This is a genomic window from Streptomyces griseobrunneus (assembly GCF_046713465.1).
GTDB classification, from domain to species: Bacteria; Actinomycetota; Actinomycetes; order Streptomycetales; family Streptomycetaceae; genus Streptomyces; species Streptomyces microflavus.
Map to the genome: position 1 here is coordinate 3,101,258 of NZ_CP177080.1, position 11,467 is coordinate 3,112,724.

The 11,467-nt window shown below is 71.8% G+C and carries 11 protein-coding genes and 1 pseudogene; 5 read left to right on the forward strand and 7 right to left on the reverse strand.

Translation table 11 applies throughout. The features are described 5' to 3' along the window. Positions 1–6 precede the first annotated feature (6 nt). Together glmS and ACK8N7_RS13755 are read right to left on the reverse strand one after the other, a co-directional pair. Positions 7–1,854, reverse strand: a complete 1,848-nt coding sequence (gene glmS / locus ACK8N7_RS13750; RefSeq protein ID WP_403216580.1) for a glutamine--fructose-6-phosphate transaminase (isomerizing) — start codon at positions 1,852–1,854, stop codon at positions 7–9. 106 nt (positions 1,855–1,960) lie between these two features. Beyond that, complete coding sequence (locus ACK8N7_RS13755; RefSeq protein WP_403216578.1) at positions 1,961–3,325, reverse strand: M14 family metallopeptidase; 1,365 nt, start codon at positions 3,323–3,325, stop codon at positions 1,961–1,963. Positions 3,326–3,590: 265 nt separating this feature from the next. On the opposite strand from ACK8N7_RS13755, the gene ACK8N7_RS13760 reads away from it, so the two are divergent. After that, the gene (locus ACK8N7_RS13760) at positions 3,591–4,052 is read left to right on the forward strand and encodes a DUF5707 domain-containing protein (protein ID WP_403216576.1); all 462 of its coding nucleotides are present in this window, start codon (positions 3,591–3,593) and stop codon (positions 4,050–4,052) included. 166 nt (positions 4,053–4,218) lie between these two features. Here ACK8N7_RS13760 and ACK8N7_RS13765 read toward each other — a convergent pair whose 3' ends face one another. The 5 genes from ACK8N7_RS13765 to ACK8N7_RS13785 form a co-directional block, all read right to left on the reverse strand. Next, positions 4,219–5,523, reverse strand: coding sequence for an RNA polymerase sigma factor (locus tag ACK8N7_RS13765; RefSeq protein WP_403216574.1), 1,305 nt, complete (start codon positions 5,521–5,523; stop codon positions 4,219–4,221). Between the two features lie 5 nt (positions 5,524–5,528). Beyond that, positions 5,529–5,879 carry a YciI family protein gene (locus ACK8N7_RS13770; RefSeq protein WP_015610760.1) on the reverse strand — a complete coding sequence of 117 codons (351 nt, stop codon included), beginning with the start codon at positions 5,877–5,879 and terminating at the stop codon, positions 5,529–5,531. Between the two features lie 112 nt (positions 5,880–5,991). Beyond that, entirely contained in the window at positions 5,992–6,396 is a 405-nt protein-coding gene (locus tag ACK8N7_RS13775; RefSeq protein ID WP_403216572.1) for a type II toxin-antitoxin system VapC family toxin, read from the reverse strand. A 9-nt stretch (positions 6,397–6,405) separates the two neighbouring features. After that, positions 6,406–6,603 carry a hypothetical protein gene (locus ACK8N7_RS13780; RefSeq protein WP_403216570.1) on the reverse strand — a complete coding sequence of 66 codons (198 nt, stop codon included), beginning with the start codon at positions 6,601–6,603 and terminating at the stop codon, positions 6,406–6,408. Positions 6,604–6,734: 131 nt separating this feature from the next. Continuing rightward, complete coding sequence (locus tag ACK8N7_RS13785; RefSeq protein ID WP_500442546.1) at positions 6,735–7,769, reverse strand: hypothetical protein; 1,035 nt, start codon at positions 7,767–7,769, stop codon at positions 6,735–6,737. Positions 7,770–8,118: 349 nt separating this feature from the next. Here ACK8N7_RS13785 and ACK8N7_RS13790 point away from each other — a divergent pair. From ACK8N7_RS13790 to ACK8N7_RS13805, 4 genes and pseudogenes are all read left to right on the forward strand, one after another. Further along, positions 8,119–8,394: pseudogene (locus tag ACK8N7_RS13790) on the forward strand (RNA polymerase sigma factor); the annotation flags it as partial. Continuing rightward, positions 8,382–9,389, forward strand: coding sequence for a CU044_5270 family protein (locus ACK8N7_RS13795; protein WP_500442548.1), 1,008 nt, complete (start codon positions 8,382–8,384; stop codon positions 9,387–9,389). The pseudogene ACK8N7_RS13790 and the gene ACK8N7_RS13795, both read left to right, overlap by 13 nt. A 93-nt stretch (positions 9,390–9,482) precedes the next feature. Further along, on the forward strand, positions 9,483–10,478 hold the full coding sequence (gene coaA / locus ACK8N7_RS13800) for a type I pantothenate kinase (RefSeq protein WP_403216566.1): 996 nt from the start codon (positions 9,483–9,485) through the stop codon (positions 10,476–10,478). Between the two features lie 18 nt (positions 10,479–10,496). Beyond that, positions 10,497–11,462 (forward strand): DUF389 domain-containing protein, encoded by a 966-nt coding sequence (locus ACK8N7_RS13805; protein ID WP_500442550.1) that lies wholly within the window; start codon positions 10,497–10,499, stop codon positions 11,460–11,462. Positions 11,463–11,467: the final 5 nt, after the last annotated feature.

Below are 11,467 nucleotides of genomic sequence, written 5' to 3' on the forward strand. Positions count from 1 at the left end.
CCCGGCTCACTCCACGGTCACGGACTTCGCCAGGTTGCGCGGCTGGTCCACTTCGTTGCCACGGGCCGTCGCCAGCTCGCAGGCGAAGACCTGGAGCGGCACGGTGGCGACCAGCGGCTGAAGCAGCGTAGGCGTTGCGGGGACGGTGATGAGGTGGTCGGCGTACGGGACGACGGCCTCGTCGCCCTCCTCGGCGACGACGATGGTGCGGGCGCCCCGGGCCCGGATCTCCTGGATGTTGGAGACGATCTTGTCGTGGAGGACGGAACGCCCGCGCGGGGACGGCACGATGACGACGACCGGAAGGCCCTCCTCGATGAGGGCGATGGGCCCGTGCTTGAGCTCCCCGGCCGCGAACCCTTCGGCGTGCATGTAGGCGAGCTCCTTGAGCTTGAGCGCGCCTTCGAGGGCGACCGGGTAGCCGACGTGACGCCCGAGGAAGAGCACGGTGTCGTGGTGGGCGAGGGAGCGGGCAAGCTCGCGGACGGGCTCCATGGTCTCCAGTACGCGGTCGACCTCGCCGGAGATCGCGGAGAGCTGGCGCACCACCGTACGGATCTCGTCGCCCCACTTGGTGCCGCGCAACTGGCCCAGATACAGGGCGACGAGGTAGCAGGCGACGAGCTGGGTGAGGAAGGCCTTGGTGGAGGCGACGGCGACCTCGGGCCCGGCGTGCGTGTAGAGGACGGCGTCGGATTCTCGCGGGATCGTCGACCCGTTGGTGTTGCAGATGGCCAGCACCTTGGCGCCCTGTTCACGGGCGTGCCGCAGGGCCATCAGGGTGTCCATGGTCTCGCCGGACTGGGAGATGGCGATGACGAGGGTGCGCTGGTCGAGGATCGGGTCGCGGTAGCGGAACTCGCTGGCGAGCTCGGTCTCGCAGGGCAGCCGGGTCCAGTGCTCGATGGCGTACTTGGCGATCATCCCGGCGTGGAAGGCGGTCCCGCAGGCGACGATGACGACCTTGTCGACCTCGCGGAGTTCGGCGTCGGGGATACGCACCTCGTCCAGAGTCAGCGACCCCTCGGCGTCGATCCGGCCGAGGAGGGTGTCGGCGACGGCCTGGGGCTGGTCGGCGATCTCCTTGAGCATGAAGGAGGCGTAGCCGCCCTTCTCGGCGGCGGAGGCGTCCCAGTCGACGTGGTACTCGCGCACCTCGGCGAGGTCCCCGTCGAACCCGGTGACGGTGACGCCCTCGCGGCTCAGCTCGACGACCTGGTCCTGGCCCAGCTCGATGGCGGACCGGGTGTGCGCGATGAACGCGGCGACATCGGAGGCGAGGAACCACTCGTCCTGCCCCACCCCCACCACGAGCGGCGAGTTGCGCCGGGCGCCGACCACGACGTCCGGCTGGTCGGCGTGGACGGCGACGAGGGTGAACGCCCCTTCCAGCCGCCGGCACACCTGCCGCATGGCGTCCGCGAGGTCCCCGCCCGCCGAGAACGCCTCGGCCAGCAGATGCGCGACGACCTCGGTGTCCGTCTCGGACTCCAGGGCGTGCCCGCGCCCGGTCAGCTCGCGCCGCAGGGCCGCGAAGTTCTCGATGATCCCGTTGTGGACGACGGCGACCCGGCCCGCGTTGTCCAGGTGGGGGTGGGCGTTCACGTCGTTGGGCGCCCCGTGCGTCGCCCACCGAGTGTGCCCGATCCCGGTCCGTCCGGCCGGCAGCGGCCGGTCCCCCAGCTCCTTCTCCAGATTGACGAGCTTGCCCGCCTTCTTCGCGGCGGCCAGCCCGCCGTCCGCGAGAACGGCGACACCCGCCGAGTCGTAGCCCCGGTATTCGAGGCGCTTGAGTCCTGCGACGACGACGTCCTGCGCCGACTGCCCACCGACATAACCCACGATTCCGCACATAGCGGCACCCTAAGGCCGGAAGCGGCTCGTGCGCCGCCGCGCGGGTGGGGCCCGGCGGTGCGTCGCACCGCCGGGCCCCACCGAGTGGAGCGAGAACCGCCCACCGCTAGCAGTACTGCGCCTCCTTGCCGATCGACCGGTACATGCAGTCCGCGTTCTCGATCAGCTGGAGCACCGCGTCCCGGTTGCGGGAGGTCTCGCGTTCGATGACCTCGTCGGGCGGGTAGAAGCCGCCGCCCGAGGACGAGCGCGGGTACATCTCGAAGGTGTAGCCGAAGATCCTCTGCGAGCCCCACAGCCAGTCGTCGATCGACCCGTCCGTGATGTAGAGGTCACTGGACTGCTCGGCGGTGTACCCGTTGCTCGCCGCCATCTTCTGGCCCACAGCGGCGAACGCGTTGCGGTCGTCGGCGCTCATGCCGGGGGCCGTGTCGTTGTACGTGTAGCCGAACGGCCAGAGCACCAGCTCGCTGTAGGTGTGGAAGTCGATGGCAGCGGTGATCTGCTGCTTCCCGCCGACCACCCGGCTGCGCACGAAGTCCGCCACGACCTTCGTCTCGGGTGCGGACTCGGCGGCCCTGCCGCGGTACGTGTCCGAGGACGGGCTGGAGGAGGAGCCGCCGCAGCAGCCCCACTTGAAGGCCCAGTTGCGGTTGAGGTCGGTGCCCACCGCGCTGGAGCCGGAGTTGGGCTGCCGGTTCTTGCGCCAGCTGCGGTACGAGCCGGAGGCGATGTCGTACTCGCCGCCGTCGGGGTTGATGTCCGGCACGATCCACAGCTCGCGGCCGTTGACCGCCTGGGTGATCCGGGAGTCGCTCCCGTACCCCGCGGCGAACTCGCGGAGCAGGTAGAGCGCCATCTCGACGGTCAGGTGCTCGCGGGCGTGCTGGTGGGAGGTGAAGAGCACCTCGGGCTCGGCCTCGTCGGCGCCCACGTTGTCGCTGACCTTGATCGCGACGATGTCCCGGCCCTGGTAGGTCTTCCCGATGACGCGCTTGCTCATGATCGAGGGGTTCGCCGCGATGCGCGCGTCGATCGCCGCGGTCATCTCGGCGTAGTTGTGGTAGCGGGAGTCGGCCGGCGGGAAGTCGAGCGCGCTGACGCCGTCCGCCCCGTGCGCGTGGGCGTCGGGTGCGGGCAGCGCCTCCAGGACGTGTCCCTTGGCCCGCAGCTTCCTGGCCTGGGCGGCGTCCGCGGTGATGACGATGCCGTGGTCGTGCACCTCGTCGATCGAGACGCCCGCGCGGGCGATCTCGGTGCGGGCGGCAGGGGTGGTGCGCCCGGTGATCTCGTACTGGAGCACCCGCTCGTCCGCGGCGACGACCGCGTTCGGGGCGGAGGTCTCGGCGGTGGCGACGGCGCTCGCCGGGGCGGCGAGGCCGAGGGCGAGCAGGACGGCGATGGTGGCGTTCCGTCGGGCCTTCGCCGGCCGGGTTCTCGGCCGGGAATTCCGTGCGTTGGCTGGTCGCATGCTGGCAGTCTCCTGAGTCCGTCGGGGTGGGGGGTGGAGCTGTGCGACGGGCACAGGATGAAGCCATGTCATGACCGGGTCAAGAATCGGATTTCGGCCACACCCTGCCCGCCCCGGTCCGGACACACCGTCACATGAGTCATATGGACTGCTGAGTACGACGAATGAGCACTTGTACTCACGCCCCAGGCCCCTCTGCCGCACCACCATGGACCCAGCGCCACGAACCCGGCGCCTCTGTCCGCACCACCCCTGAGGAGCCCCCATGTCCAAGCGTGTCGTCGCCATCTCCGCGCTCGCCGGTGTCGCCCTGCTGGGAGGGGCGGGCGCCTACGCGTTCGCCGGGGAGTCCGGGAGCGACGGGCCCGAGGTCACGAAGGGCTCCGTCGCGTACGTCGCACCGAGCCAGGGCAAGGACGGCTCGCTCACCTTCACCGCCCGGGTCTCCGACGATTCAGGCGTCCGGAACCTGAAGGTGCTGGCCTGGCCCGAGAGCATGGCGCCCGCCCCGGACGCGAAGGCGATGGCCCACGTGGAGTCCGCCACCTGCGAGCCCTCCGGGCCCTCGGGGGACAGGGCCGCGCTCTGCACGTACACCATCAAGGTCACCGGCGCGGAGGCGGCCGAATCACCGAAGGGCCCGTGGCACGTGGCGGTCCTGGCCTCCGCGAAGGACGGCGGGAAGACGTTCGTGCCGAAGGCGGCGGGGTTCACGGTCAAGGGCTGAGGGGCGCGGTTACGGGACAGGTGACGCGACGACAGCCACCGCAGCCGCAGCCGGGGACGCAGACAGCCCAGCCTCAGCCGCAGACGTGGATACGGCGACGAGCGCGGGGGCGGCCGGCAGCTGCGCGTGGGGCACCCGGCATCAGCTGCGCGTGGGGCACCCGGCATCAGCTGCGCGCGGGCCCGCCGCCCCGCCCCACTCCCTCGCCACTCTCCGGCCCCTCCTCCAGCTTCCGCAGCAGCACAGCCCTCTCCGGCTCGGTGCCCGCCAGTGCCAGCGCCTCCCGGTACGCCGCAGCCGCCTCCCCGCCCCGCCCCAGGCGGCTCAGCAGATCCCCCCGCGCCACCGCGTACGGCTGGTACGCCCGCAGCCGGGGCTCCCCGCCCAGCGCGTCGAGCAGCGCCAGGCCCGCCCCCGGCCCGTCCCGCATCGCCACCGCCACGGCGCGGTTCACCGCGACCACGGGGGACGGCGTCAGGGTGAGCAGCACGTCGTACAGGGCCACGACCTGGGCCCAGTCCGTGGACTCCACGTCCGCCGCCTCGTCGTGCAGGGCGGCGATGGCGGCCTGCACCCCGTACGGCCCGGCCGGCCCCCCGGTCAGCGCCCGCACCACCAGCGCACGCCCCTCCTCGATCATCGCCCGGTCCCAGAGCCCCCGGTCCTGGTCCTCCAGGAGCACCGGCTCCCCCTCCGGACCGGTCCGCGCCGCGCGCCGGGCGTGGACGAGGAGCAGCAGCGCGAGGAGCCCGGCGCTCTCCCGTTCGGCGGGGAGCAGGCGGTGCAGTATCCGGGCCAGCCGGATCGCCTCCTCGGCCAGGGCAGGCCGCTGGAGACGGGGGCCGGAACTGGCCGCGTACCCCTCCGTGAAGACCGAGTAGACGACCTGGAGCACCCCGGGCAGCCGCTCGGGCAGCTCGTCGGCACCGGGCACCCGGAACGGGATCCGGGCCTCACGGATCTTCTTCTTCGCCCGCACGATCCGCTGGGCCATGGTCGCCGTCGGCACGAGGAAGGCCCGCGCCACCTCGGGCGTGGTGAGCCCGGCGAGGCAGCGCAGGGTCAGGGCGGTGCGGTCCTCCGCGGCGAGCGCGGGGTGGGCGCAGGTGAAGAACAGCTGGAGCCGCTCGTCAGGAAGTTCACCGCCGCCGGACACCTCGGCAACCGGTGCGGCCTCCGCCCGTTCCGCGTCGGCCTGGAGGACGGCGAGCCGCGCCGCGTACGCCTGGTCCCGCCGCAGCCGGTCCACGGCCTTGCGCCGCGCGGTCGTCAGCAGCCAGGCCCCGGGCCGGGCGGGGACGCCCTCGGCGGGCCAGTGGCGCAGGGCCGCCTCGATGGCCTCGGACGTCACCTCCTCGGCCAGGTCGAGATCCCCGAACCGGCGTACGAGGGAGGCGAGCAGCAGCCCGCGCTCCTCCCGGAACACGGCCTCGACGGCGACCTGGGCCTCCTCCGGCTCCGCACCCGCCACCGCTCTCAGCCCCCGAAGTCCGCGACCGGCCGGACGACGACCGAGCCGCCGTCCCGCGCGCCGGGACAGCGGGCGGCCCAGTCGAGGGCGGTGTCGAGATCCGGCACGTCGATGACGAGGAACCCGCCCAGCAGCTCCCGCGTCTCCGCGAACGGCCCGTCCGTCACGGTCCGCTCCCCGGCCGGCGAGACCCGCACGGTGGTCGCCGTCACCAGATCGGCCAGGGACTCCCCGGAGACGAGGATCCCCGCGTCGCGTACGTCCTTGTCGTAGGCCATCCAGTCCTCGACGGTGCACTGCGGCGCCCCGCCCTGCTCGTCGACGGCCCCGCTGTGGATCAGCAGCATGTACTTCATGGTCCGACTCCTGTCGTCCGTGTCCCGCGCCCGCTGTGCGGGTCGCCTTACACGATGACGACGAACGGACCGGGTCCCGATCGACACGCCCCGAAAAGAAACCGGCGATTTCCTACTGCTCCCCGAGGATGCGCAGCCGGTGGTGATCCCTGAAATACGCGTAGTCCTTCAGGTTCAACGTCGCGAGAGGCAGGTCGTAGGTGAGGCAGCAGGCAGCGATCCACATGTCGTTGACCGGCTGGGGCGACCCGGCCTTCCGCCCTGCGGCGGAGAGCCTCCCCCAGGTCGCGGCCACCGCCTCGTCAGCGGGCAGGACAGGAATCGCGGAGAGCCAGTCGGCGAGCTCCTGGCGGCGCGGGCCACCCCAGTCCCGGATTTCCGCCCACTGTGTCAGCTCACCGAGGGTGACGAAGGTGATGAGGGGCCTCCGGCCGATCAGCCGGGTGGCGGTGGGCCCGGTGAGCCGGCCCTTGTGGGTCAGGGAGCTGATGTCCGTGTCCAGGACAACAGGTTGCATACCGGCGGCTCAGGCGACGTCGCGGCGGCGCTCGGAGTAGGTGAAGGCCACGAACTCCTCTACCTCCTCGTCCGACGCGAAAGTGTCGGCTGTCAGGTCGTCCAGTGAAGCGATCGGCCGCGTACCTTTCGCAGCCAGCAACTCCTCGACCGTCTGTCGCGGGCGGGTCGGCGGGTGGATCGGCTGCTCGGAATCCGCAGAACTCATGGCATGCACCTCTCCGCTCGTGACGGTCACAGCCCGTCGGAGCCCATGATAGAGCTGGGGAGCATCAGCAGACCCTCGCCGAGCACCCACCCGGTTCGCATGTACGGACATCGCCGGCTTCCTCATCTCTTTCACGCGCTCATGGGGAACGGCTCGGCAGCGTCCGTACGGGCCTCGCCGCACCCCCGGCACACCCCGGGCACCGATGACCGGAACGCCCGGTCGCAGTCCCCACAGGTCTGGAGGGGGACAACCGACGCGGCGACGGGCAACGGCGGCGGGAGCAGCGCGGTCAGGCGGTGGCGCAGCAGCTTCGCCGGGTGCCGGAGCGGTACGGGCGGGTCGTCGGTGAGCGACTTGCGTACGGCATCGGGCCGCATCCCCCGCTCCAGCCAGGCGGCGACCCCCGGAACCAGCCGCCGCACATCCTCCTCGGAGAGGACGAACAGGGGCGCGGTCCGCCGCAGACCGGCGAGCAGGTCGGCCGCCGCCGCGTAGAGCGCCTCGGAGGGACGGCACGGCCCGGGCAGCGCCGCGCGCGGCGGCCTGGGCGCGGCGGGCGGCGGCCTGGGCGCGGCGGGCGGCGGCACGAGCCGGGGCGCCGGGGCGGGCGCGGGTTCTGCCCGCACGGGTTCGGGCTCAGCCAGCGGTACGGGCGGCGCTGCCTCAGGCTCCCGCACGGGCTCCGGTACGCGTGCGAGCGCGGCCGTCGACACCCGTACAGGCGCGGCCTTCGGCTCCCGTACGGGCACAAGCGCAGGTGCTGGTACCGGCGCGGGCGCCGCTCCCCCGCCGCTGCCGACGGCCACCGCGCGCCGGGCCGCCGCCTCCGGGTGGTTGTACGACTCCGTGCGCGTGGCCACCCGGCCGCCTCCCACGCGCTCCCGGGTGCGGCGCAGGAATCCGTGGTGCTCCAGCTCCCTCAGCCCGGCCGCGATGGCCGCCTCGCTCTCCGGGAAGGTCGCGGCCAGCACCTTGATGCCGATGCGCCTCCCGGCGGGCAGCGACTGGATGTGGGTGCCGAGGCCGATCGCCAGCAGGGACAGGCCCCGGTGCTGGGAGAGGCGGTTGGAGATGATCGTGTAGCCGTCGGTGAGGCGGATGTTGACGTGTACGACGCCGGAGGACGGGGCGCGCGAGGGCGCGCTAATCTGCTGGGTATCCATCGGGAAGGTTCCTGCTTCCTCGGTGGTCAGGCCTTCGGCCGGGATGCCAGTCCCGGCCGGGGGCCGTCTCATGTCTGTGGTTGTGGTCAGCGTGAGCATATGCCCGCCAACAGGGCCAAAATCCAGCCCGGTTGGCACACTTCACCCGTGTGAGTGACGACGCCCCCGGGTTGGGTTGGGTTGGGTTATTTCTCCAGTACTTAAAAGCACGTACTCAAAAGCTTTTACGTCGTGGCCGACCACGACGCGGTCCACCACGTCGCGGCCACCCACGTCCCGGCCCACCGGATCCCGGTCCACCGGGTCGCGGCAGTCACGATCCGGTGGGAGCCACCTCCGCCCGGACCGTCCTGGTGCTGCGTCCTGGAGCGACCGGGCCGACGACCGGATCGCCGCGCTGTCGCCCGGTGACCGGCACGTCCTGCTGCTCGTCGCCTGGGCCGACCTCGGCTACCAGGAGGTGGCCGACGCGCTGCGGATACCGCTCGGCACCGTCAGGTCCCGGCTGAACCGTGCCCGCCGCAAGGTCCGCGAGGCGCTGAACACCGATCCCGCCTTCACCTCGGCACTCGACCCGTCGCCCGCCCCGGCCGGACAGGAGCTGAACCCGTCATGGACGAAATGACCCGGCTGCGCGAGCTGCGCGCCGACGCGCCCGTACCCGACCGGGCCGGCCTCGCCCCCGGCCGTGAGCGCCTGACCGACGCCATCGCGGGCAAGGACCGGCGCCGCGCCTTCGCCCTGAGGCTGCGGGCGGACTGGCGGATCGCCTCGCTCGGCGCGGTGGTGGCGGTCACCGCGGCGGCCCTGGTCCTCACCCAGGTCATCGGCGCGTCCGCGCCCGCCCCCTCCGCCCCGGCGACCGTCGCGGGCGACCTCGACCTGTCCAGCCCGGCCGCCGCGCTGAACCGGGCCGCCGACTACCTGGAGTGGCAGGAGGTGCCTCCGGAGCCGCGCTCCGACCAGTGGATCTACACCCGCGAAGTGGACGGCGCCTCCGGGAACGCGGAGGCCGTGGAGCAGCTCCGTAAAGAGGGCATCGAGCTGCCCGTGGACTACAGCCCCGACCAGTGGATCCCGTACGACGACAAGGCCGCCGGGAACGACGAGTCCGACACGGACTACCGGACCGCCCGCGAGTCCTACCGGATCGCCGCCGCCCTGCCGGAGGACCCCGAGGCGCTCCTCGCGGAACTACGCGAGGTCTTCCCCACCGGCAGCGGCCCCGACGGAGCACCCGAGGCGAAGGACGAGCACAGCTTCCGCGCCCTGTCGGTCCTGCTGGAGTCCTACCCGATCCCGCCGGACGCGCTGGCCCGGATCTACCGGGCGATGGCCACGGTCGGGGGCGTCAAGGTGACCGACCACCTGATCCGGGACGCCTCCGGCCGCGAGGTCATCGCCGTGACCCGCAAGTACGACGGGAGCGACAGCCGACGCGAGATCCTCATCGACCCGGTGGACTACAGCTACGCGGGAGAACGCGACGTCGTCACCAGGACGCACGAGTTCAGTCAGGGCGATGTCGGCCCGAAGACGGTCTACAAGCGCGGAGAGATCCTCAGCGACATCGCCCGCACCCACGCCGCCGTCGTCGACCGCAAGGGCCAGAAGCCCTGACCGTACGGCCGTCCCGGCGGACGGCCCACGGGCCCGGCACCCACGTGACCGACCCCACCCCCCACTCCGTTGAAACTCCCGCGACAATGAAGGGTGATCACTTCGCCCGCACGGAGCCCGCAGCGCCGCACCGAGCATGCGCCGACCCCCTACGTCGACCTCTCGCGCGACGAGTGGAGCGCCCTGCGGGACAAGACCCCGCTCCCGTTGACCGCCGACGAGGTGGAGCGGCTGCGGGGTCTCGGCGATGTCATCGACCTGGACGAGGTGCGGGACGTCTATCTGCCGCTCTCCCGGCTCCTCAACCTGTACGTCCAGGCCACCTCCGGGCTGCGCGGGGCGCTGAACACCTTCCTCGGGGACGCCGGGAACGGGCACGGGGCGCAGCGCGGTACCCCGTTCGTCATAGGGGTCGCGGGCAGTGTCGCCGTCGGCAAGTCCACCAGCGCCCGTATCCTCCAGGCCCTGCTCGCCCGCTGGCCCGAGCACCCGCGCGTCGAGCTGGTGACCACGGACGGGTTCCTGCTGCCGATGAAGGAACTCCGCTCGCGCGGGCTGACCTCGCGCAAGGGGTTCCCGGAGTCCTACGACCGGCGGGCGCTGACCCGGTTCGTCGCGGACATCAAGGCGGGCAAGGACGAGGTGACCGCGCCCGTCTACTCGCACCTGATCTACGACATCGTCCCCGGCGAGCGGCTCACCGTCCGCCGCCCGGACATCCTCATCGTGGAGGGGCTCAACGTCCTCCAGCCCGCCCTGCCGGGCCGGGACGGCCGGACCAGGGTCGGGCTCGCCGACTACTTCGACTTCAGCGTGTACGTGGACGCGCGCGCCGACGACATCGAGACCTGGTACCTGAACCGTTTCCGGAAGTTGCGCGACACCGCGTTCCAGGACCCGTCCTCGTACTTCCGCAAGTACACCCAGGTCTCCGAGGAGGAGGCGCTGGACTACGCGCGCACGATGTGGCGGACCGTGAACAAACCGAATCTGCTGGAGAACGTCGCTCCGACGCGCGGCCGTGCCACCCTGGTGCTCCGCAAGGGCCCGGACCACAAGGTCCAGAGGCTGTCCCTGCGCAAGCTCTGAACACCCTGGAGTCTCAGCGTGCTGCATCTGCGTCTGCTCGTGCCGGCCGACCGGACCGAGGAGGTGGTGCGTCTGATGGAGACGACCGTCGGCACGGCCCACCTGGCGGTGCTGTCCGGCGCGGCCCGCGACCCGGTGGGCGATGTCGTGCTGTGCGACGTGGCCCGCGAGGCGGGGGACGAGCTGATCGGCGGACTGCGCCGGCTCGGGATCGACGAGTGCGGGTCGATCACCGTCGAGAACATGGACCTGACGCTCTCCAGGCGCGCGGACCGGGCCGAGAAGGACGCCCCGGGCGAAGGCATGGACGCGGTGCTGTGGGAGGAGCTGAGCGAGGTGACCCACGAGGAGTCGACGTTCAGCGTGACGTACGTGTCCTTCCTCGCCGTCGCCACGATGCTCGCGGCCTGCGGTGTGATGCTGGACAACGCCATCCTGATCGTGGGCGCGATGGCGGTCGGACCGGAGTTCGGTCCGCTGGCCGGAATCTCCACCGCCCTGGTCCAGCGTGCCCCGCGTCTGGTGGCGCGTTCCCTCTGGGCCCTGATCGGCGGTTTCGCCGTCGCCATGGTGCTGACAGCGGGCTTCGCCTGGCTGATGGATGTCTTCGGCCTCTTCACCCGGGACATGGTCGACGCGGACCGGCCCAACACGGCCTTCATCTGGAAGCCCGACTGGATGTCGTTCGTGGTGGCGTTCCTGGCCGGCGTCGCGGGGACCCTCTCTCTCACGTCCGCGAAGTCCGGGGCGCTGATCGGCGTGGCCATTTCCGTGACGACGGTCCCGGCCGCCGCCAACGCAGCCGTCGCGTTCAGCTACTCCGACTACCAGCAGACCGTCGGGTCGGTGCAGCAACTGCTGGCCAACCTCGGGGGCATCATTCTCGCCGGCACGCTGACGCTGCTGCTGCAGAAGGCCCTGTGGAACGTCCAGCGCACACGGAAGCCCCCGGCGGATACGCCGGGGGCTTCCGTACGAACGTGAGTGCG

Excerpts from the sequence above, each read along its gene's own strand:
- glmS (WP_403216580.1), bottom strand. The coding sequence starts at position 1,854 with ATGTGCGGAATCGTGGGTTATGTCGGTGGGCAGTCGGCGCAGGACGTC.
- ACK8N7_RS13755 (WP_403216578.1), bottom strand. The coding sequence starts at position 3,325 with ATGCGACCAGCCAACGCACGGAATTCCCGGCCGAGAACCCGGCCGGCG.
- ACK8N7_RS13760 (WP_403216576.1), top strand. The coding sequence starts at position 3,591 with ATGTCCAAGCGTGTCGTCGCCATCTCCGCGCTCGCCGGTGTCGCCCTG.
- ACK8N7_RS13770 (WP_015610760.1), bottom strand. The coding sequence starts at position 5,879 with ATGAAGTACATGCTGCTGATCCACAGCGGGGCCGTCGACGAGCAGGGC.
- ACK8N7_RS13775 (WP_403216572.1), bottom strand. The coding sequence starts at position 6,396 with ATGCAACCTGTTGTCCTGGACACGGACATCAGCTCCCTGACCCACAAG.
- ACK8N7_RS13780 (WP_403216570.1), bottom strand. The coding sequence starts at position 6,603 with ATGAGTTCTGCGGATTCCGAGCAGCCGATCCACCCGCCGACCCGCCCG.
- ACK8N7_RS13785 (WP_500442546.1), bottom strand. The coding sequence starts at position 7,769 with ATGGATACCCAGCAGATTAGCGCGCCCTCGCGCGCCCCGTCCTCCGGC.
- ACK8N7_RS13795 (WP_500442548.1), top strand. The coding sequence starts at position 8,382 with ATGGACGAAATGACCCGGCTGCGCGAGCTGCGCGCCGACGCGCCCGTA.